The organism is Cutibacterium acnes, assembly GCF_003030305.1.
GTDB classification, from domain to species: domain Bacteria; phylum Actinomycetota; class Actinomycetes; order Propionibacteriales; family Propionibacteriaceae; genus Cutibacterium; species Cutibacterium acnes.
This window is the reverse complement of record NZ_CP023676.1, coordinates 338,311-364,234: the sequence shown is the minus strand read 5'-3', so window position 1 is coordinate 364,234 and position 25,924 is coordinate 338,311. Positions and strand designations below refer to the sequence as shown.

Annotated in this window: 24 protein-coding genes and 1 pseudogene; 18 read left to right on the top strand and 7 right to left on the bottom strand. The window is 61.1% G+C overall.

The window, feature by feature from the left end:
* Positions 1 to 55: 55 nt before the first annotated feature.
* On the bottom strand, positions 56 to 952 hold the full coding sequence (locus CPA42_RS01745; protein WP_002518720.1) for a proline dehydrogenase family protein: 897 nt from the start codon (positions 950 to 952) through the stop codon (positions 56 to 58).
* A gap of 62 nt (positions 953 to 1,014) precedes the next feature.
* Positions 1,015 to 1,842 (bottom strand): sugar phosphate isomerase/epimerase family protein, encoded by an 828-nt coding sequence (locus tag CPA42_RS01740; RefSeq protein WP_002518719.1) that lies wholly within the window; start codon positions 1,840 to 1,842, stop codon positions 1,015 to 1,017.
* Between the two features lie 211 nt (positions 1,843 to 2,053).
* On the opposite strand from CPA42_RS01740, the gene CPA42_RS01735 reads away from it, so the two are divergent.
* The 4 genes from CPA42_RS01735 (at position 2,054) to disA (ending at position 7,018) form a co-directional block, all read left to right on the top strand.
* Positions 2,054 to 2,692: a VOC family protein gene (locus CPA42_RS01735; RefSeq protein ID WP_002517132.1), complete on the top strand. Its 639-nt coding sequence runs from the start codon at positions 2,054 to 2,056 to the stop codon at positions 2,690 to 2,692.
* Positions 2,693 to 2,755: 63 nt separating this feature from the next.
* Positions 2,756 to 4,402 (top strand): NAD-dependent malic enzyme, encoded by a 1,647-nt coding sequence (locus tag CPA42_RS01730; protein WP_002517195.1) that lies wholly within the window; start codon positions 2,756 to 2,758, stop codon positions 4,400 to 4,402.
* Between the two features lie 65 nt (positions 4,403 to 4,467).
* On the top strand, positions 4,468 to 5,865 hold the full coding sequence (radA, locus tag CPA42_RS01725) for a DNA repair protein RadA (protein WP_002517052.1): 1,398 nt from the start codon (positions 4,468 to 4,470) through the stop codon (positions 5,863 to 5,865).
* A 52-nt stretch (positions 5,866 to 5,917) separates the two neighbouring features.
* Complete coding sequence (gene disA, locus CPA42_RS01720; protein WP_002517230.1) at positions 5,918 to 7,018, top strand: DNA integrity scanning diadenylate cyclase DisA; 1,101 nt, start codon at positions 5,918 to 5,920, stop codon at positions 7,016 to 7,018.
* Between the two features lie 35 nt (positions 7,019 to 7,053).
* Here disA and CPA42_RS01715 read toward each other — a convergent pair whose 3' ends face one another.
* The 3 genes from CPA42_RS01715 to CPA42_RS01700 form a co-directional block, all read right to left on the bottom strand.
* A complete protein-coding gene (locus CPA42_RS01715; protein ID WP_002519992.1) occupies positions 7,054 to 7,434 on the bottom strand; it encodes a hypothetical protein in 381 nt (126 codons plus the stop codon).
* 323 nt (positions 7,435 to 7,757) lie between these two features.
* Positions 7,758 to 9,755, bottom strand: a complete 1,998-nt coding sequence (gene hemQ, locus CPA42_RS01705; RefSeq protein WP_254932573.1) for a hydrogen peroxide-dependent heme synthase — start codon at positions 9,753 to 9,755, stop codon at positions 7,758 to 7,760.
* 50 nt (positions 9,756 to 9,805) lie between these two features.
* Positions 9,806 to 11,140, bottom strand: coding sequence for a glutamyl-tRNA reductase (locus CPA42_RS01700; RefSeq protein ID WP_002518715.1), 1,335 nt, complete (start codon positions 11,138 to 11,140; stop codon positions 9,806 to 9,808).
* 129 nt (positions 11,141 to 11,269) lie between these two features.
* Between CPA42_RS01700 and hemE the strand changes: the two genes are divergently transcribed.
* The 8 genes and pseudogenes from hemE to CPA42_RS13495 all read left to right on the top strand — a co-directional run.
* Positions 11,270 to 12,331, top strand: a complete 1,062-nt coding sequence (gene hemE / locus CPA42_RS01695) for a uroporphyrinogen decarboxylase (protein WP_002518714.1) — start codon at positions 11,270 to 11,272, stop codon at positions 12,329 to 12,331.
* 14 nt (positions 12,332 to 12,345) lie between these two features.
* Positions 12,346 to 13,776: a protoporphyrinogen/coproporphyrinogen oxidase gene (locus tag CPA42_RS01690; protein ID WP_002518713.1), complete on the top strand. Its 1,431-nt coding sequence runs from the start codon at positions 12,346 to 12,348 to the stop codon at positions 13,774 to 13,776.
* Between the two features lie 46 nt (positions 13,777 to 13,822).
* Positions 13,823 to 14,827 (top strand): hydroxymethylbilane synthase, encoded by a 1,005-nt coding sequence (gene hemC / locus CPA42_RS01685; RefSeq protein ID WP_002518712.1) that lies wholly within the window; start codon positions 13,823 to 13,825, stop codon positions 14,825 to 14,827.
* Positions 14,824 to 15,549 carry a uroporphyrinogen-III synthase gene (locus CPA42_RS01680; RefSeq protein WP_002517184.1) on the top strand — a complete coding sequence of 242 codons (726 nt, stop codon included), beginning with the start codon at positions 14,824 to 14,826 and terminating at the stop codon, positions 15,547 to 15,549. Before hemC ends, CPA42_RS01680 begins: the two co-directional genes overlap by 4 nt.
* A gap of 29 nt (positions 15,550 to 15,578) precedes the next feature.
* The gene (gene hemB / locus CPA42_RS01675; protein WP_107127872.1) at positions 15,579 to 16,625 is read left to right on the top strand and encodes a porphobilinogen synthase; all 1,047 of its coding nucleotides are present in this window, start codon (positions 15,579 to 15,581) and stop codon (positions 16,623 to 16,625) included.
* A gap of 47 nt (positions 16,626 to 16,672) precedes the next feature.
* Positions 16,673 to 17,983, top strand: a complete 1,311-nt coding sequence (hemL, locus tag CPA42_RS01670) for a glutamate-1-semialdehyde 2,1-aminomutase (RefSeq protein ID WP_002517127.1) — start codon at positions 16,673 to 16,675, stop codon at positions 17,981 to 17,983.
* Positions 17,976 to 18,851 (top strand): HhH-GPD family protein, encoded by an 876-nt coding sequence (locus CPA42_RS01665; RefSeq protein WP_002517053.1) that lies wholly within the window; start codon positions 17,976 to 17,978, stop codon positions 18,849 to 18,851. The genes hemL and CPA42_RS01665 overlap by 8 nt, the downstream gene beginning before the upstream one ends.
* Positions 18,852 to 18,867: 16 nt before the next feature.
* Positions 18,868 to 19,104, top strand: a pseudogene (locus CPA42_RS13495) (MFS transporter); the annotation flags it as partial.
* Here CPA42_RS13495 and CPA42_RS01655 read toward each other — a convergent pair.
* Positions 19,091 to 19,333, bottom strand: coding sequence for a hypothetical protein (locus CPA42_RS01655; protein ID WP_002518709.1), 243 nt, complete (start codon positions 19,331 to 19,333; stop codon positions 19,091 to 19,093). The pseudogene CPA42_RS13495 and the gene CPA42_RS01655 overlap by 14 nt on opposite strands.
* Before the next feature lie 393 nt (positions 19,334 to 19,726).
* Between CPA42_RS01655 and CPA42_RS01650 the strand changes: the two genes are divergently transcribed.
* The 4 genes from CPA42_RS01650 to CPA42_RS01635 are packed head-to-tail and all read left to right on the top strand — an operon-like array spanning position 19,727 to position 22,949.
* A complete protein-coding gene (locus tag CPA42_RS01650; RefSeq protein WP_002517172.1) occupies positions 19,727 to 20,020 on the top strand; it encodes an N-acetylmannosamine-6-phosphate 2-epimerase in 294 nt (97 codons plus the stop codon).
* Between the two features lies 1 nt (position 20,021).
* A complete protein-coding gene (locus CPA42_RS01645; RefSeq protein ID WP_002517125.1) occupies positions 20,022 to 21,548 on the top strand; it encodes a PTS transporter subunit EIIC in 1,527 nt (508 codons plus the stop codon).
* An 11-nt stretch (positions 21,549 to 21,559) separates the two neighbouring features.
* Positions 21,560 to 22,033: a PTS sugar transporter subunit IIA gene (locus tag CPA42_RS01640; RefSeq protein WP_002517155.1), complete on the top strand. Its 474-nt coding sequence runs from the start codon at positions 21,560 to 21,562 to the stop codon at positions 22,031 to 22,033.
* A gap of 4 nt (positions 22,034 to 22,037) precedes the next feature.
* On the top strand, positions 22,038 to 22,949 hold the full coding sequence (locus tag CPA42_RS01635) for a PRD domain-containing protein (RefSeq protein WP_002517240.1): 912 nt from the start codon (positions 22,038 to 22,040) through the stop codon (positions 22,947 to 22,949).
* 181 nt (positions 22,950 to 23,130) lie between these two features.
* Here the strand turns inward: CPA42_RS01635 and CPA42_RS01630 are convergent, their stop codons facing one another.
* Positions 23,131 to 23,649, bottom strand: a complete 519-nt coding sequence (locus CPA42_RS01630; protein ID WP_002518706.1) for an FxLYD domain-containing protein — start codon at positions 23,647 to 23,649, stop codon at positions 23,131 to 23,133.
* Between the two features lie 252 nt (positions 23,650 to 23,901).
* On the opposite strand from CPA42_RS01630, the gene CPA42_RS01625 reads away from it, so the two are divergent.
* Together CPA42_RS01625 and CPA42_RS01620 are read left to right on the top strand one after the other, a co-directional pair.
* Positions 23,902 to 25,134, top strand: a complete 1,233-nt coding sequence (locus CPA42_RS01625) for a sensor histidine kinase (protein ID WP_002517197.1) — start codon at positions 23,902 to 23,904, stop codon at positions 25,132 to 25,134.
* 79 nt (positions 25,135 to 25,213) lie between these two features.
* Complete coding sequence (locus CPA42_RS01620; RefSeq protein WP_002517106.1) at positions 25,214 to 25,870, top strand: response regulator; 657 nt, start codon at positions 25,214 to 25,216, stop codon at positions 25,868 to 25,870.
* Positions 25,871 to 25,924: the final 54 nt, after the last annotated feature.

Here is a 25,924-nt window from a genome sequence, read left to right as displayed (position 1 = left end):
GGCCTCTCATCCAGGCACCGGCGAGGGCCGAGGGTGCTCGTGTTATTCCGCATCATCAACGCCTCTCCACCAGCGATCGCCCAAACAGCCAAATATTGCCCGGCCTCTCGACGATTCGTCGAGTGCAGTACCGGTACCAGTCATGGCCATAGGGCAGATAAACCCTCATCCGATGGCCAATGTCCACCAGTCTCCGCTGCTCTAAGGGACGGATTCCTTGCAGCATTTGGAACTCCAGCTGACGATCCAGACTTGCCATAAGTTGCTCACCGAGCGCCACAAAGACGGGATCATGGCTGGCTAACATCACCGTCGAAGGACCGGTCATGAGAGCGCGCAGACAAGCCGCCATTCTCAGATCGACGTCGTGTGGACGGATCAAAGTAACGGAACGAGGGCCGGTGTACGAGCCTTTGCACAGCCTGATGCGGCGTCCCGGAGCAGCCAGTTCTCGAACCTGCATGAGGGAATCGTGGCGTGCAGCCTGGATGACGATGCCGGTGTTTTCGTATTCGCTCAGCAGATCCATCACAATGCGATGCGAGCGGTCATGGATGTCGGGGCCTTCGTCGTCAACGGTCACAGCAACGTGGTTGTCGCGAGCAACCTGGCAGACCTGTCGGGCGTGGTCCCGGGCCAGATCGTCGCTGACTTTCAGCCCCAGAGCCGCCAAGCTAATCGACACTTCAGCATGACCATTAAAGGACGGATCAGCGCCGAGTCTCTCGATAACCCCGCACAGCCTGACCATTGCTCGTCGGGCCTGGGCTAGGTCAGCGGGATCGGGATCAAGGGGGTGCAGGCTGACGTCTAGGCCCTTAGACACCTGATCAGCAGCCTTATCGACCGCCGATGCGACGTCTTCCCCCGCAACGTACGTCACAGCAATCTCACGAGCGATTCGAGATCGGGACACCTTGTGAGCGATCGTGGGGTCCATCGCCAATCGCATCGCAAGACGTCGACCCGATGCCAGCAGAGCTCTGCCCCGGAAATCATGTCGACTCTCCGTCACTACCGGGCCCCTTCCCACGCCTGGCCAGATCGGCGAGCAAAGATGCCACGATCAATCGCCAACCTGGTCTGCGTCAGAGTTTCAGACAATGCTTCGAAGCGAGCACCTTGGCCCGCACCCTCGCCAGAGAACTTACGAGTGTTGACCTCTAACACAATGTCCCCGTCAAATCCACCCGTTACCGCTCGCTCGATGACCTCCCAGGCATGCTGGTTTCCCTGGCCGGGTAAAAGATGCTCGTCCTTAAAGGTACCAGAGCCGTCCGTCAGGTGGATGTGACGCAATCGTGAACCCCACAGATCAACCAGGGTACGAGAGTTCATCTGGGCGGTTGCGGCGTGAGAGAGGTCCAAGACGAGGTGGTCGTAACTGAGGTTTGTGGGGTCAAACCCCGGCGAATAAGCAGCAAAGCGACCCGCTGGAGTACGCCACGGATACATGTTTTCTACGGCAAAGACGAGCGGGAAGTACTTCTCGTTGAATTTGGCAATACCTTCTTCAAATCTACCCGCATAGTCACGCTGCCAGCGGAAGGGAGGGTGAACGACAATGAGCTTGGAGCCGAGCCGTCCAGCAGCTTCGGCGGCGTTATCCAACTTGCCCCACGGGTCACTACCCCACACATTTGGCGTAACGAGCAGACACGGCGCATGGATCGACGACACTGTGACGCCATACTCAGCCGACAAATCGACGATCCGGTCAACGTCTGCGGCGACTGGATCGATACCGACCATCAACTCGACTCCGTCATAACCGATAGCCTTAGCGCGAGCGAAAGCGTCGGCGGTCGACTCAGGGTAGACCGAGGTCGTCGACAACGTCACACGGGGGGCGACTGAGGCAGACGTGGTCGTCGTTTCAGAAAGTCCGAAACAGTCAGGCACATGCTCAACCTACCGTGCCCAAACCGATACCGTGACGGAGGCACCGGATGCGCTGCGCTCACGTCACGATGAATCGTGATGCTAGACCCCATTACGACAGCCAGCCGAGGGCCGATTTCATCATGGGAAGCACAAAGGGGACAATATTGCCATGCATGTCGACCATCTCATGTTCGCCGCTGGCCCCGCAGGTCTCGATGAGGACGCCGCTCGCCTCGGCGAAATCTTGGGAACCTCCTTCATCAACGGCGGAGTCCATCCCAGCTTCGGCACCCGCAATCGCATCTTGCCGCTGTCCGGCCCGCGTTACATCGAGATTGTGGAGGTCCTCGATCACCCAGCCGCAGAAAAAGCGGTCTTCGGACAGGCAGTGCGTGCACGCCAAGAGCAGGGCGGCGGCTGGATGGGGTGGGCCGTCTCCGTCGACGATCTCGCTCCTTATGAGAAGCGCCTTGAGCGCCAGTCGGTGCCCGGTAAGCGTACTTTCCCCGACGGTCGTCACCTCGAATGGCGTCAAATCGGGATTAAGGGCCTGATGGCAGACCCGCAGTTACCCTTCTTCATCAAGTGGACTTCTCCGACCGAACTGTTGCCTTCCAGCCTGAGCGGCAACGTCACCCTGACCTCCGTCGAGATGTCCGGATCGCGTCAGCGTGTAGAGGATTGGCTGGGGGAGACGATCCCGGACGAGGTCGAGGGAATCACCTTCAATTTCGCCAGTCCGAACGGCCACCCTGGCATTGACGCTGTAACCTTCGACACCCCCTCACGCGGATGTGTTCGCATCTGACGTTTCAGCACTGACAGATCCTCCCGGTAGTGTGAGAAGAGAAGCCACCACCGGGAGATAGCCGTGTCACGAAAACCTGAGCCCATGACCAACCCGATCACGAATCGGGGGACGGCCTTTACCCGAGCTGAACGGTTGGAGCACGGCATGATCGGACGCCTTCCGGCGGCCGTCGAAACCTTGGAGCAACAGGCCCAACGCTGTTACCGCCAGCTTCAGGGATTGGGCTGCAATATTGATCGCTACGTCTTCCTGGAGGAGCTCCAAAACCGTAACGAGACCCTCTATTACAAACTCCTCGTCGATCACCTCGTCGAGCTGTTGCCGGTAATCTATGATCCCACCGTCGGTGAGGCTATTAAGAAGTGGAGCCACGCCTACCGACGCTCCCGGGCGGTCTATTTGTCAGTAGACCATATCGAGGACGTCCGCCCCTCCTTCGAGACTCTCGAGCTGGGGCCTGATGACGTCGACTTGCTCGTCGTTTCCGATTCCGAACAAATCCTGGGAATTGGAGACTGGGGCGTCAACGGAACCGATATCTCCATCGGCAAGCTCGCCGTCTACACTGCGGCCGCCGGTATTCGGCCGGAACGCACTATCGCCGTCAATCTGGACGTCGGCACCGACAACGCATATTTGCTCAACGACCCGTCTTATCTTGGCAATCGTCACGCCAGGGTGCGCGGGGAACGCTACGACGAGTTGATCCACGAGTACCTCGAAGTTGCAAGCGAGCTGTACCCACACGCACTGTTACATTTCGAGGACTTCGGTGCTTCTAATGCTCGCCGCATTCTGGTACAGAATGCCGCAAACCACCGCATCTTTAATGACGACATGCAAGGCACAGCAGCCATCGTGTTGGCAGCCGTCATCTCCGGGCTTAAGGTGACCCGGCAATCCTTCGCTGATCAGCGCCTGATCGTATACGGGGCAGGTACCGCTGGCACCGGAATTGCTGACCAAATCCGCGCAGCCATGATCAGTGACGGGTTAAGCCAGCAGGAGGCAGTCGATCGGATTTGGCTCGTCGACCGCAATGGCCTGGTCACTGACGATATGAAGGGCCTACCCGACTACCAAGAGCCCTACGCTAAGCCAGTTGAGAAAACTCGTCATTGGGCTCACACGAATCGACACATTGGTCTTACCGAGACGATCCGACGAATTCACCCGACGATCCTCATCGGGACCTCCACTGACCACGACGCTTTTACCCAGCAGGTCGTCGAGGAAATGTGCCGAGAAGTCGAGCGCCCCATCATCATGCCGCTGTCGAATCCGACTGAGAAGATCGAGGCGATGCCTGCCGACGTTATTGCGTGGTCAAAGGGGAAAGCTCTGGTTTCCGTTGGAATTCCGGTAGCGCCCTTCCATTATGAAGGCACCCGTTACGAGATTGGGCAGGGCAATAACGCCCTCCTCTACCCGGGCCTAGGACTAGGAGTTATCGTCTCGGGAGCCGAACGGGTGAGCGCCCGCATGATCCGTGCCGCCGCCGAAGCGGTGGCCTCCCAAGTTGACCCGCGTCCGGCTGGGTCATCCCTGCTACCGGCGGTGGAGAACCTACGTGCCTCCTCGGCCACCGTTGCAGTGGCGGTCGTGCAAGCTGCCATCGAGGAGGGCCTTGCCACCAAAAAGCCCAGCAACGTCGTCCAGGCAGTGCAAGATGCCATGTGGTGGCCGCATTACCCGCCGGTGGGCTGACCGGGACACAGCGTGGAACACCGTCGTAGTCGAACCTGTCGGTTCCTGCTGGCAGGGTAAACGCCATGGCGAGGAAGACGCAAACTCCGACGTGGGTATGCACCGAGTGCGGCTGGACGACGACCAAATGGGTTGGCCGATGCGGCGAGTGTCAAACCTGGGGTTCGGTAGTTGAAAAGGGGGCACCGAAGCTCACTGAGGTCACCTCATCGACGCCCACGTCGAAGGCTGTGCCCATCGGTCAAGTCAGTGAACAAGCCGCTAATCGTCATCTCACCGGGATCAGCGAACTCGACCGGGTACTGGGTGGTGGTCTAGTGCCTGGAGTCGTGGTTTTGCTCGCCGGAGAGCCAGGAGTCGGAAAATCGACCCTGTTGCTCGACGTTGCGGCCAAATGGGCTAAAGCGGGCAGGCGCACCCTTTACGTCACTGGGGAGGAGTCGGCTGCCCAGGTAAGGCTGCGGGCTGGTCGCACGAAGTCGCTAGCCGACGAACTCTACCTAGCTTCTGAGACCGATCTGGGTACGGTGCTTGGACATATCGAGCAAACCGAGCCCTCCCTCATGGTGTTGGACTCCGTACAAACGGTTGGCACCAGCCAGGCTGACGGCTCCCCCGGCGGCGTTTCACAGGTTAGGGAGGTCACCGGGGCCCTGGTGCGGGTGGCGAAGAGACGCGGGATGGCAGTCATCATCGTCGGCCATGTCACCAAAGAAGGGTCGATCGCTGGCCCGCGCACCATGGAACATCTCGTTGACGTCGTCCTCAACTTCGAGGGTGACCGCCATTCCGGATTCCGTATGGTCCGCGCCACGAAAAACCGCTACGGCCCAGCCGACGAGGTGGGCTGCTTCGAGATGACCGACGCCGGAATCATGGAGGTTCCGGACCCGTCTGGCCTATTCACCTCAGACAACGCCGATCCTCAGCCGGGCACCTGTGTGACGGTGACGATAGAGGGACGCCGTCCCCTACTCTCAGAGGTGCAGGCGTTGGTAGCTCCGTCAGCTTCCGAGAAATACCCGCGTCGCATCACCCATGGGGTCGAGGGCGGTCGGGTGGCCATGATTCTGGCCGTGCTGGAACGTAAAGCAGGTTTGCCGTTGAGCAACCGAGACGTCTACGTCTCGACGGTGGGTGGCGCCCGGGTGTCCGACCCGTCAGCTGACCTAGCGATCGCGGTCTCGGTCGCCTCCGCAGTTCTTGATACCAATTTCCCGACCCGAGTCGTTGCTCTGGGAGAAGTCGGTCTGGCGGGAGATTTGCGCCGCGTTCCAGGACTAGAGAGACGAGTGGGTGAGGCGGCACGGTTGGGGTTCGGCCTGGCAGTGGTGCCACGCAACTCTCGGGAGGCACATACCAAGATCCCGACGATGCACGGGTTGCACGTCATCGAAGTCGGGAGTGTGGCCGAAGCTCTTTCGGTGCTTAACCTGCGCCGACAGCGGAAAGTAAACCAGTGATAGTAAGGACATCTGAGGTGAGAACCGCGGCACAGCGAACTAGAGTCGACTCATGAACGACGTCCAGCCCGATCCCGAGACGTCCCGGGAGATGCAGGCGGAACAGGTGCGCCATCTAATGGCCCTCTTGGCCCCTGGCACGCCCATCCGGGAAGGACTAGATCGCATCGTTAACGGACGCACTGGTGGTCTCATCGTGCTCGGTGATGGGCCAGAGATCAACGGGGTTTGTTCCGGCGGATTCCCCCTTGACGTCAGACTCACCCCGCAGGCTCTGCGCGAGCTATCCAAGATGGACGGTGGGCTAGTGGTCTCGAGTGATCACGAGCGCATCAAAGCAGCTGCGGTCCACTTCGTCCCCGACGGTAGCCTGCCCACGTTGGAGACTGGTACCCGTCACCGCACGGCAGATCGGCTCTCCCAACAAACCGGTGTGCCGGTGGTAGTCGTCTCGGCGTCGATGTCAGTGATGTCGCTCTTCCTTAACGGCCGTCGGTACCTGATCGAGAGGCCTGAACAGTTGCTCGCTCGAGCCAATCAGGCCCTTGCCACCCTGGCAAGCTACCGCGGGCGTCTGGTCGACGAGGCCGAGAACCTCACCACCTTAGAGATTCGCGACCAAGTCCAGGTGCGTGACGTCGCCGCTGTCGCCCAGCGGGTCGAAATGTGGCGTCGTATCGATGCCGAGGTCCGTGGATATGTCTCTGCTCTGGGTGTGGAGGGACGCCTTGTCCAATTACAACGCAACGAACTGTCCCTAGGCGTAGAAGACCTAGGCCGGTTGCTCACTGATGACTATCGTCCCAATTCCGTCGCTCCTGGCGGGTTTTCCCTGTCAGGATTACAGAAACTGTCCTGGGAAGATCTGCTCAATGTGACCATGGTGGCCGAGACCATCAACCTCGGTCCTGCTGAACACCCGCTGGATTCCCCCATTCGGGCACGCGGTCATCGACAGCTGACACTCATGACGGACCTGTCGTCACGCACAATCCAGCGGATTATTGACCACTTCAGCGATCTGCAAAGCCTGGTGTCAGCATCCACCTCCGAGCTCGGCGATATTAAGGGGGTCGGCCTCAGACGGGCCCGTGAAATTCGCCAAGGGTTAGAGTCGATCTTTGAAGGCGATCAGCGCACCCATCATCATTAGATCCGCATATGCATTGACACGTGTGTCGACAGGGTTCAGGTACCCATCCGCATAACGAAGCGGCCGCTAGGGCCGCCACCGAGATTTACAGTGGCGACATAGTACCCCGCACCTAGGGACTCCTGAGACAGCTTGCACTTACCCGTAGAACGCTTCGTCGGCCATGAGATCTTGTAGGTCCAAGGGTTCTTGGACTTGATCTCGTGCACACCCTTCGGCCCCCAGGAACCGCAATCATCGGTCGACCAGATGCGATCCGACCCAGACGTGACGGTGAGGGTCTGTTTCACCTTCTGGGTGTCCCAGTGGCAACTAGTTGAGCTACTCACCTCTACGGTGAAAGTCTCGGTGTCACCCACATGGGGCTTTTTGGTATCTCCGGTCACCTTCACCGACAGCTGCGAACCCTCACACATCGTTGACGACGCCGACGGAGTCGATGCCAAGGCCGACGGCGATGGGGATTCCGTCCGGGGCGCAGACCTACTTGGGCTCACTGCGGATGAACTTGCTGAAGGAGTCACCGACGCCCACGCAGTGTCCGTCCACGACGGGTCCGGTGTGAACGACGAAGCCGCTGGAGCAGCCGACTCTTTCGACCCCCCTGCCAGCTTGGCAATTCCGGCAATTACCAACGCCACGACGACGACCACGACAACCAACAACATCAGTCGGCGCACCCAATATGTTTGCGGAGATTCTGGCCCCACTGGGTCAGTCAGACCACGCAATGACGTCATCAGGCTCTCATCTGACGGTCGGCCCACACCACCGGAGAAACGCGCTCGCCGGTGAAGAAGGGGGTATCCACGTCGACATAACGACGGGCTTCAACGTAACGAAGGTCCTTCATGACATCGACAATACGGGCGAGGTCGTCACCCTCCAACGCGAGAATCCACTCGTAGTCCCCGAGCGCGAATGCCGCCAACGTCGACGCTTTGACGTCGGAGCTGGCCGCGCCGACGATGCCGTGTTCGCGCAGCATGCGGGAACGATCAGCCGCCGGAAGGAGGTACCACTCCTTGGAGCGAATGAAGGGGTAGAACGCAGCCCAACGCCTCGGGGCGATGCCGGCAAAGCATGAGGGCAGGTGAGACTTGTTGAACTCCGCAGGACGATGAACTCCTACGTTCGACCACACCGGTTCCAGGTGGCGCCCCAGCCCAGATGCGCGGAAACGATGGTAGGCATCCTGCAGCACCGCCGGATCGTCGCTAACCCACCACACCAGCAGGTCGGCGTTAGCGCGCAGGCCCGACAGGTCGTACCATCCTCGGGTGTCGACACCGGACTGTCCCGCCCACTCGTCGGAGCCCTCAACAAGGCGGCGACGCTCGTCATCCTCGGCAGGAAGCGCGGTCGCGACGCGGAATACCGAGTACATCGCCCACTTGCTGGAGGCGTTGACCTCCTCGGGAATGACCGGGGTATCGCGGGGATCGGTCGGTGCGGTGTAGGAGCCGGCGGGAACTTCGTCGTCGCGTGGTCCCTCAATCACCGAATCAGCACTCGAATGATCAGACATGGGGGTCTCCTTAGTCAACGGGTTGTAGGGGGAAGGAGGAGTCTCCAGTTCGACCGCCTCTGGCCCCGGGCGATCGACTGCACTCGCTGAGCCGCTTGGCACAAAATCCACACCTCCTGGTTCAGCATCGACTACATCGGCACCGGCAGCTACGGACTCGACATCACCACCGGAGACGGCTGGAATGTCCTGAGCGTCCGGGTAGCGTCGGCAACAACCGGCGACGCAAGGAGCCGGCCACGACGTTAGATTGCCACCCTCACCACGAGCCGCCGCGGCCTGGGACAAGATGAGCCCGGCGAGATCAGCGATAAAGGCGGAATGGGTACCAGCGGTCGCCGCCCGCGTGAAGGCGAGCCCGGACTCCTTAGCTGCCTCGGCGGCCTCGTAATCAAGGTCATTAACGACCTCCATGTGGTCAGCAACGAAGCCAATTGGAGCGACGACAACAGATTGCACGCCCTGTTCGGGAAGACTGCGGAGGTGATCGATAATGTCCGGTTCAAGCCACGGGTCGCTGGGTCGCCCCGACCTCGAGCAATAGGCCAAGTCCCACTGCGGCATATTCCCGAAGACCTGGCGCACCTGACCAGCGACCCTCTCACAAACCGCCTTGTGCTGAGAAATGTAATCCGTCCCCGGCTGCCCAGCGCCAGATGCGTCCTGCATAGAGTCAGGGATGGAGTGAGTGACGAAAACGACGCGGGTAGCCTCAAGAGGAGTAGGCGGGATCCGCATAAACGCCTGCATCAGAGCTTCCGCGTTAGCGCGAATGAATCCCGGCGCCTCGTTAAAGGGAGGTACCTTGTCGACCTGCATATCGGTGATACCGGCGTGAGCCAGGGCAGTCGCGATCTCCTCGCGATACTGACGGCACCCGGAGTAACTGGCGTAGGCAGAGGTGACAACCGCTAACACCCGACGCACCCCGTGCGCGTGCATGTCAGTCAGCGCTTCCTCAAGGAAGGGGGTGCCGTTGCGGTTCCCTAACAGCACTGGAACTCGTACTCCGTGACGGCGCAGTTCATTCCCAATCGCGTTGACGAAAACGTCCGTCGCATCGTTAATCGGGCTGACACCGCCGAAACGGTCATAGTGTCGGGCGACATCAGCCAAGCGTTCTTCAGGAATGCGACCGTGGGAGACCCTTCTCAGAAAAGGCATGACCTCTTCAGGGGAACGCGGACCGCCAAAAGAAACGACAAGCACGGCGCTATAAGGGGCCAACGGGTCCGTGGGAGCAGCGTAGGGATTAGCGGTCACGATGTCCTCTCCTCACCTCGGGGTGCCGCATCTGTGGCAAGGTCCTCCACCCGCAGGCCGGTAACCGGACACGTCATGCAGTCAGCATTGGCGAAGCTGGACATGTCGATGACGGGTGCCGCGATATCCACGTCAATCCCCAATACATCCGACAATGAGTTAAGCCAGCGATCGCCCAAGCCCTGCTCAGAGGCCATCCTGGCTCGAGCCGACGGGATGTGCGCCATAGATGCAGCGAGTCGTCGAAGAGACGCCGCTACCTCATCGACAGGGACCGAGCCTTCTTCGGGCAGACGCTCCAGTTCAGCAGTAACGAGATCTGAAATGACGTCGCGCAGAGCGACGACAGCCGGGGCCATCCGACGACGTTCGAGGTCTACGGCAAAGTGACGGACTCCCGTAGCGATGATGTGTTCGGCGGCGGCCCGCTCAGCTTCCGCAGAGGCGGGAACAGCCTGCCGGATCGTCTCAAGGTCGATGACCTCTACCCCAGCGGGGACAGGCTCCTCAACGTCCCCGCTGATTGCTAAATCGAGCACCATGAGATCGCGGCCCCTTCGAGCGTCGACCGCGCGCCGAGCAGCCTCAGCAGACAACGCAGGAACTCCCGACCCACGGCAGGTGACGACAAGATCAGCTTGTGCCAGCGCGGCGTCGATGTCGAGAGCCTCACTGACCCGGTGGCGTCGAGCGAATCCGGCGGCACGTCCGGAAGCTGAATGGACTTGAATCTCGGCGACTCCCCGAGAACTCAGCTGGGCGCACGACGCACCGGCATAGGAGCCAGTCCCCATAACGAGCACCCGAGCGCCATCCAAGTCCATCCGCTGGGCAACGAGGTCAAGCCCGACCGCGACAACGGTGCGTCCCTCAGCAGCCAACGCAGTCTCGGTAGCGACATGACGTGACGTCTTGAGAGCTTCCTCAACGACGTGACCAATGGTGTAGGAGACGGTCTGTTCACGGCGCGCCTCACTGAGAGCACGCTTCATCTGTCCGGCGACCTCACGTTCCCCAAAAACCATCGACTCCATGCCCGCAGCCACACGGAACAAACGCCAAACGGCGTCGTTCTCACAGACGAGCTGGGCAGATTCAGCTAACACGTTTGCTCCGTGATCGGCAATGCACCTGCGTAACGCGGCCTCGTCGAACCCTTGCGCGACGGCTTCAGGGGAGGTTTCAACGATCAGGCACACCCGGTTGCACGTTGACAGCACAAGGGCGCCCCGGATCTGGGGATGATCGGTCAATGCCAGGCCAAGTCCGTCAACCTGCGCGGCCGCCTCGGAAACGACGTCAAGCCCCTGCTCGGCATGATCCACGGTCAAGACACACAATCCCACGAAGCGTTATTCAACCATGCTGTAACGACGAACCCCAGTACATACGAAGCTCATAACTCGCCCAATAACCGTCCTGTGGGCGGCATCTGCACGTGGTGGGGCACAATCGGGGTGATGACTGAGACCACTACCTTCATGGCAGATTCACCGCTTCTGCAAGCCATGACTGGGCACCGCCCTACCGTCACCCCGGTGTGGTTTATGCGCCAGGCAGGCCGTTCGCTACCGGAGTACCGCGAAGCCCGAGAGGGCACCACGATGCTCGAGTCTTGCCTCAACCCTGAGCTCGCCGCCGAGATTACCTGCCAACCTGTGCGCCGCCACCACGTCGACGGGGCCGTTCTCTACTCCGACATCATGGTGCCGCTAGCTCTGGCGGGGGCAGAGGTGCGCATTGAGCCAGGAGTCGGGCCCGTTCTCGACGAACCCGTCCGCACTGCCTCCGACGTTGACCGCATTACTCGACGTCATGTCGAGGACCCCTCGGTTATCGAGGAGGCTACACGCCTGGCGATCACCGAGTTAGGCGACGCCACACCGCTCATCGGTTTCGCGGGTGCCCCGTTTACTATCGCCGCCTACCTCGTCGAGGGCGGCCCTTCCCGCGACCATCTGTCTGCCCGAGCGATGATGCACTCAGACCCACAGACCTGGGCAAGGCTGATGGAGTGGGTTGCCGACTTGGATGCTGCCTTCCTGGCTGCTCAGCTGCGCGGCGGGGCGCGTGCCTTCCAGCTCTTTGATTCCTGGGCTGGGTCGCTGAGCGCAAGCAATTATAGAGCCAGCGTCGCACCGTTCTCTCAGCGGGCTCTGGCTACCGTCGATCCGAACATCCCGGTGGTTCACTTTGGCATCAATGCCACCCATCTGCTATCTGAGTTTGCGCAGGTGGCAGCTACTGCGTCACGGTACCCAGTACTTGGTGTCGACCACCGGATTAGCCTCGATGAGGCCTGCGCCACTCTTATGGTCTCCGGGATGGAGATGCCGGTTCAGGGCAACATCGATCCCGCCTTGCTCTTCGCCGGATGGGAACCGCTGGAGTCCGCCACCCGCGATATCGTCGCGGCAGGACGTCAGGCCCCTGGACACGTCGTCAATCTGGGTCACGGTGTGCCCTCCAACACCGACCCCAACGTCTTGACACGGCTGGTGGAGCTGGTGCACTCCCTGTGAGCCGAGTAGCGACGATGAACATTTCTGATCCGCAGCACGTCGACGCCGTCGTCATTGGCGGGGGCATGGCTGGCCTCGTGGCCGCCTGGCAGTTCACCCAGGAAGGTCTGCACCCGGTACTTGTCGAATCCCGCGGGTACACCGGCGGGCTGATTGCCAGGTCGACGCTGGCCGGAATCAGCTACGACATCGGGGCCGAGGGGTGGGCGGTCCGTCTACCAGACACCGCTGAACTGGCCACCGAGTTGGGATTGACGGTTGAGAAGCCGACCATCGCCCCGTCTTGGGTGTACTTCGATGACGCCTGCTTCGCGATGCCCGATAATGCCATTCTTGGCATCCCGGCGAACTTGTCGGACCCAGCCGTCATCATCGCCCTGGGAGCGGAAGAGGCTGCCCGCGCCGCCGAACTTGATCGCGCACCCATGCCTGAGGATCTCCCTCGCGACCTGGGTACGCTCGTTGCCTCCCGGATGGGGTCAGAGGTATTGCGGCGTCTCGTCACCCCGATCGCCGGGGGAATCCACGCCGCCGACCCACATCTACTGTCAGTCGACGTCGTCTCCCCCGGTCTGAGGGCCGCCGCCCAGGCCACCGGATCGCTAGCAGCGGGAGTTGCGCTGTGCCGCTCACGGATGCCAGCGGGGCCTGCAGTCGCGTCGGTAGCCGGTGGCATGTTCATCATGCCGGCCGAACTGCGTCGTCAGGCAGAACAGGCCGGCGCGACGACCATGACCCGAGTAGGAGCTCGCGGGCTAACCCGCCACGGAGATCAGTGGCTAGTGGAGACCGCTGGTACCTCCCGCAATCCGGATCCATCTTTGCCCCCCGTCACCGACGGCGAGATTCGTTCCTTCCTGACCCCTCGGGTCGTCGTGGCCTGTTCAGCTGGACCTGCCACAAAACTGCTCAGCAATGTCATCGACACCGTTGGGCCCGAGTTGGCACCGGGCGCGCCGATCGGCCACGTCAATCTCGCCTTGCAGGCACCCGCGCTGGACTCGAGCCCACGCGGAAACGGCATGCTGGTGGCCCCCGGAACGACCACCGTTACTGCCAAGGCACTTACTCACATGTCGGCGAAGTGGCCCAGCTTGAGAGAATCGTGTCCCGAAGGTCTCCACTTGCTACGGGTTTCCTATGGTCGATCTGGTGAAGCGAATGTCGCTTTGAGCGTCGATCAGGCTCTAACGGACGCTTCCGTCCTACTCGGCGTGGACCTCTCGGCGGAGCAGGTCGTAGACTCCCAGATCATTCACTGGACAGGTTCCCTCGCACCGACGACTCCACAGGCCCGAGCATGGCGCGATGGTCTGCACCGCCAGCTAGAGGTATTGAACCAGTCTGGACAGGGACGGATCGGCTTAGTGGGGTCGTGGGCATCGGGTTCGGGCATTGCCGCTCTGGTGCCGCAGGCCCGCCGAACTGTCCGTCAACTTGTCTGATTGCAGGCTGGAATCGGCGTCGGTACTGAGTGCCACAATAGGCAATATGTCTGCGATCCGTCTGGGAACCCGTGCCAGCACTCTGGCCACTACTCAATCAGAGATGGTTGCGGGGCTGCTCAGGTCGGAGGGGCTGGACGTCAATCTGACGACGATCACTACTCACGGGGACACCTCGACGGCCTCGTTAGCGGCCATGGGAGGAATCGGGGTGTTCGCCTCGGCGATCCGTGCGGCCCTCCTCGAGGGAGAAGCCGACATTGCCGTCCACTCCTTCAAAGATCTACCGACAGGACGTCCGTTAGGACTGGCGATCGGTGCCGTTCCAGCTCGAGCAGACCCGCGTGACGCTTTGGTGGCCCGCGATGGGCTCACCCTTCACGACCTCCCGCAAGAAGCTAGCGTCGGGACGGGCTCGCCACGTCGGGCCGCACAGTTGTTGGCGGTCAGACCGGACCTGACGATCGTCGATATCCGTGGAAATGTCGACACTCGGCTGGGTCGCGTCAAAGGACTCGGCCGCTACGCCAAAAACGGTGGCAAGGAGGACCTCGACGCCGTCGTGCTCGCAGCCTCCGGACTAGCTCGACTAGGTCATAGCGGCGCCGTCACTGAGTTCCTCGACCCGTCGGTAGTACTGCCTGCCCCTGCTCAGGGAGCGCTAGCCGTCGAATGCCGGACCGCTGATTCACGTCATGGCAAGCTCGCCAAAGCGCTGGCACGGATTGACGACCGCAGAACCAGGCTGGCCGCCACCGCCGAACGTGCGGTGCTCTCCCATCTAGAGGCGGGGTGCGCTGCCCCCATCGGAGCATTAGCTCAACTCAAGCCTGTTTCGGGAAAATCCCTACAAGTGTTAACCCTGGATGTTGTAGTGGCTGCTGTCGACGGTTCCCGCACCGTTCGGGAACAGGTCAGCGTCGAATTACCCGCGGAGGTCGAACCAGCGCTGGCGGCGGCGCATACGCTGGGGGTGACGGCTGCCGAAGAGTTACTGGACGATGGTGCCGCCGACGTTGCAGATCTCAAAGCTTCAGGAAGCACTCGATGACCACAAATCCTGCCGATCTCGTCAAGCCCCCAGTTGTTGTTCCCCGTGACGACTCCCACGACAAATTCGTGACGACTTTGAAGCAGGCCGGTTATGGAGTGATCCACACAGCGCTGACGCGCACCGTCACCTTGCCGGATGCGGAGAGGCTTACTGCCCCTGACCTGTGGCAGGCCGACTGGCTGGTCGTCACCTCGAAGACCACCGTCGGACTGCTCCCTACCCCGTTGCCGAATCCCAACATCAAAGTAGCTGCGGTCGGCGCCGCTACCTCTGCTGCGCTGCGCACACGTGGGATTGACGTCGACTTCGTCCCCGAGAATCACAGCGGCGCTGGTCTGGTCGCCGAGTGGCCAGGTGGAGTCGCCAGTATCCTCCTACCAGCGTCCCAGTTAACCGCCGATACCGTACCGCTGGGGCTGACGAAGGTCGGCTGCACGGTAAACCGATTGGAGATCTATACCACCGCTGCCGTCGAGAAACTGCCTGAGGTCATCGCCCAGTCGTGGCCGTCTGTCGGGGTCGTCGTCGTCACTGCCTCCTCGGTGGGACGTGCCCTCGTCGAGCTGGTGGAGCCGCTGGGATGGCGTCGTCAGAAGCTCGTCGCCCTCGGTAAGCCCACTGCAAGAACACTCGAAGTACTCGGTCACCCAGCGCATGCGGTGGCCTCCTCCCCCACTCCTGAAGCCGTCCTTGAGGCGGTTGAGTCCTTGGTCGCCTGACCGACGGCCGTTCGCGAAGGAAGTTGATCATGAACCCGTACCTGCCTGATGCCAGTGATCCCCGCATGGCTGGGGTCAAGCCATTGCCCGAGGGGCTGCGTCCTGTTTCTCGTCCGCGTCGACTACGCACCACTCCTGCGATGCGCCGGATGGTCGCCGAAACCCGCGTCGCCCCCGCCCAGTTAATGCTGCCGGCGTTCGTCAAAGAGGGGATCGATTCCCCCGTCGAGATCACCAGCCTGCCCGGCCAATTCCAGCACTCCACCGAGTCGATCAAGGAGCTCGCCACCCAAGCTGCCGAGGCCGGTATTGGTGGTATTGACCTGTTTGGTATCCCGGAGCACAAAGACGAGATCGGTTCTCAGGCCTGGGACCTGAAAGGCATCCTCAACGCCGGCATCTCCGCGGTGCGCGAGGCCGTCGGCGACGATCTGGTGATCTGTGCCGACACCTGTCTAGACGAGTTCACCGATCATGGACACTGCGGAGCTCTGACCCCTGATGGTCGCGTCGATAATGACTCCACTGTGCTGCTATATGCCGCGATGGCGGTCTCCCAAGCGCGCGCCGGAGCCCACATGGTCTCCCCGTCGGGGATGATGGACGGTCAGATCGCTGTCATTCGCGATACTCTGGATCGCGAGGGATTCACCGATGTGTCCATCATGGCCTATTCAGCTAAGTACGCTTCAGCCTTCTTTGGCCCCTTCCGCGACGCCGTCAACTGTTCCCTTAAGGGTGATCGCAAGACTTACCAGCAGGATCCACCGAACCGCCGGGAAGGCCTGCGCGAAACCCTTCTCGACCTCGCCGAGGGAGCCGACCTGGTCATGGTGAAGCCCGCCTCCCACTACCTCGACGTGTTGTCCGATGTCGCCGAGGTGTCGCAGGTACCGGTTGCCGCTTACCAGGTCTCTGGAGAATACGCCATGCTCGAGGCCGCTGCCGCAAACGGTTGGATCGATCGTCGACGTTGCATCGGAGAGTCCCTGACCTCGATCGTGCGTGCCGGTGCCGATCTTGTCTTGACCTACTGGGCAATCGAGGCGGCGCAGATGTTTCGCGAGGACCTCTGACCCGTCGTGATCATGCTCACCACAAACCCCCACACCGGAAGGAAGAAATGACCTCCAACGCCGAACTGTTCTCCGCCGCCCAGGCCGTCATTCCCGGCGGGGTTGATTCCCCGGTGCGGGCTTACGGCTCGGTGGGCGGGGTTCCTCGCTTCATTGAGAAGGCCCAAGGCCCGTGGATCTGGGACGCCGAGGGCACGCGCTACGTCGATCTGGTGTGCACCTGGGGTCCGGCTTTGCTTGGGCACGCCCGTCCCGAGGTCGTCTCTGCGGTTCAGGTGGCCGCGTCGAAAGGGCTGTCCTTTGGCGCCCCGACCCGCACCGAAACCGAACTAGCGGATGCCATCATCGAGCGGATGGCTCCGGTCGAGAAGGTGCGTTTCGTCTCAACAGGCACTGAGGCGACAATGACTGCGGTCCGTTTAGCCCGTGGCGCCACTGGGCGTGACGTCATCGTCAAGTTTGCCGGTAACTACCACGGCCATTCTGACGTCCTGCTCGCCGCCGCCGGTTCCGGCGTGGCGACGGCTGGCCTGCCCGGTTCGGCCGGTGTGCCAGCCGCCTCGACGGCCGACACTATTGTGGTGGATTACAACGACGTCGCCGCCCTCGACGCGGTGTTCTCCGAGCGTGGCGACCAGATTGCTGCAGTGATCGTGGAGTCCTGCCCGGCCAATATGGGAGTTGTTCCCCCCGAACCCGGCTTCAATGCCGCGATTCGTCGCCTCACAACCGAGCACGGTGCCCTCATGATCACCGACGAAGTACTCACCGGATTCCGGTGCAGCCCGTCGGGATTCTGGGGTTTGCAACAGCAGGCCGGCGAGGACTTCGCTCCCGATATTTTCACGTTCGGCAAGGTCGTCGGCGGTGGTATGCCGCTGGCTGCCCTAGGTGGGCGCGCCGAGGTCATGGATTTGCTGGCTCCTACCGGCCCCGTCTACCAGGCCGGCACTTTGTCCGGTAACCCGCTGGCCACCGTCGCGGGTGTCAAAACCCTGCAGCTGGCCGACGCCGGGGTGTACCAGCGCCTCGATGCGCGCTCTGAGAAATGGCGCAGTGAGCTCGTATCCGCGCTTGACGCAGCCGGCGTCACGTACCGCCTGCAGAACGCCGGAAATCTCTTCAGCGTATTCCTCGGCGTCGACTCTCCGGTGCGCAATTACGACAACGCCAAGTCTCAGAATGCCGAGGCTTACACCGCGTTCTTCCACGCGATGCTAGATGCCGGGGTCAACCTGCCGCCATCGTGCTTTGAGGCCTGGTTCCTCTCCGACGCTCACGACGACGAAGCTTTCGAGGTTTTCCGCGCCGCCCTGCCGAAGGCTGCCCAGGCGGCTTCCCAGGTGATCAGTGCCTGACACCGGGCTGACTTCGCAGGTCATCGAGGCAATCTGTGCCTGGTTCGACGCCAACGGACGCGATCTGCCGTGGCGCCGACCCGGCACCTCCGCGTGGGGCGTGCTGGTTAGCGAGGTCATGAGCCAACAGACCCCGATGTCCCGGGTGATCGGGCCGTGGCACGAGTGGATGAACCGCTGGCCCACCCCTGATGATTTGGCGGAGGAGGACTCTGGGGAAGCGGTTGCCGCGTGGGGGCGCCTGGGTTACCCGCGCCGGGCCTTACGCCTGCATTCCTGTGCCGTCGCGATCGCCACCGAGCACGACGGGGTTGTGCCCAACAGTTACGACGAGCTCGTCGCCCTCCCGGGTATTGGCGACTACACCGCTAGCGCAGTCGTCTCCTTTGCGTTTGGCGGCCGCGCCACAGTGCTTGACACCAATGTACGTCGCCTCATCGCTAGAGCAGAGTCTGGGATCGCAAACTGTCCAACCTCGGTGACGAGGGCTGAGCGGGTAGTCGCCGACGCGTTGGTTCCCGACGAAGACGTCCGAGCGGCCAAGTGGGCGGTGGCGTCGATGGAATTGGGGGCACTGGTATGCACGGCGCGGTCTCCGCAGTGTGAGGTCTGCCCGATCCGGGATAGCTGCAGGTGGGTGATCGACGGCAAGCCGGACAATGCCCCGGCCCGTCGAGGACAGCCATGGAAGGGCACGGACCGCCAGTGCCGCGGCGTGATTATGGACGTGGTGCGCAACAGCCCTCGCGGGGTGAAGGTCCAGATGGCTCTTTCCGCCTGGCCCGAGCCCGATCAGGCATCGAGGTGCCTGGAATCCTTACTCGATGACGGTCTAGTGCACCGACGAGGTAGCCTCATTAGCCTGTGACCCGAGATATTCTTGGACCGACCACCCTCATGATGCGAAATGGGCATCCGGCGCCGAACGCGAATACATCGAGGCCGAACTGGCTGCCGACGAGGCCAACAAACCCATCATCGATGGCGACGGTGGGTACCTAGCCGCCGCCCGCAGCGCACACGTGTGGCAACTCATTGCCATCTACCTGTGTTTCATGGGCGGTTTCTATGGTTACACCCTGTGGCTTCCCCCCGTGGTCAAGGGACTCATGTCCCGCTCGCCATCAGTGCCGTCGCGCTCGTCGTCGGCGCAGCCCTCGCATGGGTCGTCATCAAGCCGAAGATCACTCGGACAGCACCGTAAGGTTCCGTCGAAACTCCACTCGCATCTGCCCCAGGACCCGCCCTGTTATTCGCGTCGACCCTTTCCTGGACGGGCTCAATGTGACCCATACCCGGAATTTCCGTCAATTTGGCCGAGTACTCACGGTCAAATTGACTGAACTCCACATAGAAACCTCAGATTTCAGTCAAGTCCTTGGATTTCACGGTCTTGACCTCACTAGGATCTGTGGCACAAATCCCGTCACGTGGCCCGAGACCTCGTAGTACCCCTTACGATCAACACCGGTTCGTGACGAATCCTTTATTGGTTACTAGCTTAAAGACGGTACCGAAGAGGTTACACAAGCTACGTCATCATCCCAGCTCACTGGTAAACACGGCTGTAAATCTGACCACACTCGTACTGCGACTCCCCCACCCAAACGTCACCGACAGAGGCTGTGCTAGCGTCTCAATAGCAGTTCATGGATCTCAGGCTTGTAACTTTCGGCAATACCTGATCCACCGGCGGGCACGAGCGTGTTCAGGCGGGTATACCCCACGTTGCCGGAGGTTCGCATGAATTCAGTCGTTCAGTCCCTAGCGAAGGGACTCATCGTGCCGTGCCAGACATTGCCTGATGAACCCATATATTCCAAGAGCGGTGGTGTCACGCCCCTATTCACGACGGCAGCTGCGCAGTCCGGGGCCGTCGATATCCGTGCCAACTCGGTTCGCGACATCAAGACAATCCTGTCCACCGGAGCCGACATCGTTGCCGTTGGTGGCACAATCACCCGTCCCGCCCAAATCTGCACCCAATTCATCGACGCGATTCGCGCCCGCATCCCCCACACGTCGTTGGAGAACTGACATGTTCAAGACTCTGCAGAAGATCGGTAAGGCGTTCATGCTACCGATCGCCATCCTCCCTGCCGCAGGTCTGCTGCTAGGGATCGGTGGTGCGCTGTCCAACCCCACCACCGTCAAGAGCTACCCAGTTCTCGACAATCCCATCCTCCAAGACATCTTCCAGGTAATGAGCGCAGCTGGAAATGTCATCTTCGAAAACCTTGCCCTGCTACTGTCCATCGGCTTGTGCATCGGCCTGGCAAAACGTGACAAGGGAACCGCGGCACTCGCCGGCATCACCGGTTTCCTGGTCATGACAGCCACCACGAAGGCGCTTGTCGTTCTCTCCCGTCACCCCGATCGGACAATTGACACCGGTGTCGTCGGTTCGCTCGTCATCGGTGCCGTCGCCGTATGGCTTCACAACCGCTATCACAACATCGAGCTCCCCGCTTTCCTCGGGTTCTTCGGAGGCTCACGCTTCGTTCCCATTGTTACGGCTTTCGCGGGAATCATCATTGGCGCATTCTTCTTTGTCGTCTGGCCACCAATCCAGGCCGGGATGGTGTCAGCCGGCACTGCGATCGCAGACTGGGGTGTCATTGGTACGTTCTTCTATGGCTTCCTCATGCGGCTAGCCGGCGCCGTCGGCCTTCACCACATGATCTATCCGATGTTCTGGTACACACCCCTCGGCGGTACCGAGGCAGTCGCCGGCAAAACGGTTGTAGGCGCACAGAAGATTTTCTTCGCCCAGCTGGCTGATCCCAACCATGTCGGACTGTTCACCCATTCCACCAAGTACTTTGCCGGTCGCTTCGCCACCATGATGTTTGGACTGCCTGGGGCCTGTCTGGCGATGTGGCGTTGCGTTCCCAAGGGGCGTCGCGCCAAGTACACCGGATTGTTCGCCTCCGTCGCCTTCACGTCCTTCCTGACCGGAATCACCGAACCCATCGAATACATGTTCCTCTTCGTGGCCCCCCTGCTCTACGTGTTCCATTCGGTCCTCGATGGCGTCTCCTTCCTGGTGGCGGACCTCATCAACATTCGTATTGGCAATACCTTCTCGGGTGGTGCTATCGACTACCTCCTGTTCGGTGTGCTGCAAGGTGAGGCCAAGACCCACTGGCTGTATGTGTTGCCTGTCGGCGCGCTCTGGTTCGTCATCTACTATTTCTCCTTCACCTTTTTCATCAAGAAATTCCGGATCGCCACCCCGGGCCATCTCGAGGACACCATGACTGCCGCCACACCCACCGATAGAAGGTCCCAGGAAAAGTCCGAGCGGAGGAACGACGGGATCGACGAGACAGCGGCGGAAATCATCACTGCCTTGGGCGGTGCCGAGAACATCGAGGACGTCGACGCGTGCATCACGCGTCTGCGTGTGTCAGTAAAAGCGCCTGATCAGGTCAGCAAAGCCAGCCTCAAGAATCTCGGAGCGACCGAGGTCTTCGAGGTCGGCGGCGGAGTCCAGGCCGTCTACGGAGCCAAAGCCATCCTCTACAAGAACGCCATCAACGCCCAACTCGGAATCGACGACTGAAAGGTGTCGACATGTCCATTTTCCGCAAGCGCCGCAAGGCCACACCCCTGACCATCGCAGCACCGGTCTCGGGCGAGATCATCGATATTGCTGACGTACCGGACCCCGTATTCGCAGGCAAGCACATGGGCCCAGGCTTTGCGGTCGCCCCGGTCTCGGGCGACTTCACCTCGCCCATCGACGGCCTCGTCATGCTTGTCGCGCCGACCCTCCACGCCGTCAGCCTGCGCGCAGACAATGGGGCGGAGGTTCTGGTCCACGTCGGCGTCGACACCGTTGAGCTGAAGGGCGAAGGTTTCACTGCCCACGTCAACGAGGGCGACAGGGTCAGGACCGGCGATCCGCTCCTGAGCGTCGACCTGGACAGCATACGGCCACGCGTACCGTCGCTGATCTCCCCCGTGGTCGTGACCAACGCGGCCGGGTTCACCATCTCGGAACGCAGCAATGATCCGGCGTCAGTGCTCTCAGTCACCGCAGGATGACCCGGTGCAACGCCCGGATCGCTCACGGTACGCAACGACGAAGCAGGGATCGCTCAGACCCGGGCACGTCATCGTCAAGAAGATTTACAACAACAATGTCCTTCTCGGCGTCAACGGTTCGGGGACCGAAATGGTCGTCAATGCTCGCGGTATCGCCTACGGACGACACCGCGGGGAGATCGTCGATGCCTCGTCGGCCCAGCGATATGTCGCAGAGGGTGCCTATCGCACGACCGCCATCGCATCACTGCTAACGAACGCCACTCACACCGAGGTGCGAGTGGCACAGGCAATCGTCGAATTGGCGCGCGAAGAGCTGGGCACTCCCCATGCCCGACGGATGATGCTGCCCATCCTCGATCACCTCGTCGCAGCTGTGCACCGAGCTAAGCAGGGGGCCGTCATCGACTTTCCCTTGGAATGGGAAGTCCGTCAGCTCTATCCCGATGAGGCGGAACTGGGCCGACGCGCTGTCGAAATCGTCGACGGTGCTCTCGGAATCCATCTGCAACCCGAGGAATGGGTGGCATTCTCCCTGCACTTCATCAATCAGCGGTGGGACAGTAAAGACGTTTCGCGGACCATGTCGATGACCCAGACGATCTGCGACGTTTTCACCGAGCTGGAGGACCTGTGGCACGTTGAGATCGACCGTTCGTCCATGAGCGCATCCCGCTTCGTCACCCACCTTCGCTATCTGTTCGCTCGGGCCTCGGACAACAAGCAGCTCTCTCACGTTGACCTGGACATTGTGGGGCTCATGTCAGATCGCTACGCAGAAGCCACATTGGCAGCTAGCCAAGTGGCCGAGCACATGTCGAAAGTGATCGGCAACGACCTGACGAAAGCCGAAATCAACTACATCGCCTTACACACCACCCGGCTCTACAACGAGGTGATGGGGATGGATGGCTGACGATCGCGCACCTGTTAAGGCTCATCGCTAGCGGTCAATACACAAAATTGCGATGACCTTCTTGCCGGAAAGCCAGCACCAAAGTCACCCAGATCAAAATCCAGATGCGTGCCTAACTCCCACCCCGACATAACGAGGTTCAGCCACTGTGATCCATGACAGTGGCTGAACCTCGGGCTGATCAGGCTCCGGTGAGGTCCTTCAATTTCACGGTCTTGATCTCACTAGGGTTTTGGGAACAAATCGCATCGAACTTCCACTTGCCGTGGGCATCGATGGTGTTGGTGTTGGCCAGACAGGTGTCCGTGTTGCTGCCGGACGCGTCATAGGCGTTGAATTCGATCTGGATGTAGTTGTTGATCGACTCGTCAGAGTTGTTGCGCACGTACCCCGTCACATGGGCAGAGAACTCGTCCTTTTTCAACTTCCAACCCTTGAGCAGGGCAAGATCACCTTTGACTTGATCCTCGTCGGTGGTCTTCGCGGCAGGCTTCTCAGCGGGCTTTCCCGCAGACTTGTCAGCCTCCTTGGCCTGGCTCGTAGCTGGGGCCGACGCGGCCTTGTCGCTACCGGATTTCTGCTCGTCACCTCCTTTCGACCCTCCTCCCAGAGCTGCGAAAATCCCCAGAATGACGACGGCGATAACAATCCAGAACCACACCCGCTTGTAGATCGGCTTTTTTGGCTTCGACGGCGGCATTCCGCCTGAGTTCAGGGCATATTGGGGGTTGGACTGACTTTGCGGACCTTCTCCCGGGTATTGCGGTTGTGGGTAGTGGGGTGGTTGCTGGTCATTGGACATTGGTGTCTCCTTTCGGCTCCACACCAGTGCATCCCGGGATCGGGCCCTCCCGCATCGGCCGAACGGACAGACCGCAGGTGGCCGATTGGGCAGGTGTTTTCGCCCATCCGGTCGAGGCAGCCCTACCGAAACCGCCCTTAGGATGAGGGCATGATCGAGTACGAAGTCGTGGGCGACGATCGCAGGCCCGCTGTTTGGCTGTCCATCGTCCTCATCGCCATCGGAATACTCGGATGCTTCACCTCGACCGCGTTCTGTCCACTGGCCCTCCGCATGACGGCGCAGAATCCCTCCGGTCTCACCGTGCTGCACGGAGTCGCCGCCCTCGTCGCAGATATGGTTTTGCCGGTCTGGCTGCTATGGCGACATCGTCAACCATTCACGATCACCCTCGTCACAGCGGCAATCAGCCTGGTCCTACCGATCGGTAACACTGTTCCTCTCATCGCCCTGGCATGTTTGCTGGGACGACGACGTGGCGCAGCATCATGGTGGGCCACCGCAGCCGTGACGATCACGACCACCATCGTGGGAATTGTGGACGCCGCCAGGTCTCCGAAAGCCGCGTCGACGATCAAAACTCTCTTGTCCCCAGCAAACACCCCTGACGCTGCTGACCTGACAGTCTCTTGGTTCACCGTTGCGGCCTTCATCGCCGCCGGGCTCATCATCTCCATTGGTTCGGGGCTGTGGCGCCGCACCCAACGCGCGACGACCTCACTTACCCGGGAGCGCGACGTCGCGCAGGCCACCAACGCCAAACTCGGCGACGAACTGTCACGCCGTGAAGAACGCGAGCGCATCGCTCAGGAAATCCACGATCAACTCGGCCATAGATTGTCCCTTCTCAGCCTGCAGTCCGGGGCGCTAGAGACTCAACTTCGGGACAATCCGGACGTCGTCAAGGCCGCCCACGAGGTACAGGCTGGGGCAGCTGCAGCCGTCAATGACCTGCATTCCCTGCTGTCGGTGCTTACCGAGTCCCGCGTGACACCGGACTTGCCCCTGTCGAAACTGGCCGAGGTCATTGACGAGTCCTTCGGCGCCGGTCAGCCTCTCAATTCGAGCGTCTTCATTGAGGACGCCGATCGCGTCGATCCCGCTGTGTCGAGGGCCGTCTACCGCATCGTTCAGGAGCTGCTCACTAACGCGGCCAAGCACGCACCCGGGCAGACGACGACCCTGCGCATACGCGGAAATCCCCGAGACGGAATCAGCATCGACGCGACGAACGGCTACATCGGTGGATGGGCTGGTGGGCCGAGTGCCCATTCCCGCGGGCTTAGGGGGATCACCGAGCGTGTCGAGCTACTTGGGGGCAGCCTTCACTACGGTCTTGATGACAATCTGTTCCACGTCCATGTGGACATCCCGTGGCAGTGATAATCATCCCCGCCCGTTTCCAATAGACCACAGTGGTGCCGCGACGGATCGCAAACGATAGACATCATAGGATGTGGCCATGCTGCCCGTTCGCGTCTTACTCGTCGACGACGACACGCTCGTACGCAGGGCTGTGCGCCAGATCCTTGAGGCCGCTGATGACCTTGAGGTGGTCGGTGAGGCCAGTGACGGCGACGGAGCCGTGAGGCAGGCTCCCCAGGCCGATGTGGTCCTCATGGACCTGCGAATGCCCGGAATGAGTGGTGTGGAAGCAACATCGCGAATCACCCATTCGCCGAGTTCACCCAAGGTCGTCGTCCTCACTACCGTCACCGCCGACGCGGCCATCACCGACGCGGTTCACGCCGGGGCATCGGGGTTCCTACTGAAAGCCTCCTCACCTGATGACATCGTCAATGCCGTGCGTGCGGTCCACGCTGGGGATGCCTTCATGTCCCCGACGTCGACCCGCCAACTTCTGGAACAGTTGCGGGGCGACGCTGGTAGACGGGTCCGCGGGGCTGCCCGCAAGACCCTTTCCGCCCTCACTGACCGGGAGCGAGAGGTTGCAATAGCGGTGGCCGAGGGACTAACCAATGACGCCATCGCCGCGCGGTTAAACGTTTCGGCAAGCACCGTCAAGGCGCATCTGTCGACGATTCAGACCAAGCTCGACGTCGACAGTCGAGTCCGCATCGCGGTACTCGTTGAGCGGGCTGGGTATCTTGCTGCATAAGCGCAACGGCGCTGATAGCTTGGGGCTACTGCGTGGAACTACTTACCTGATGAC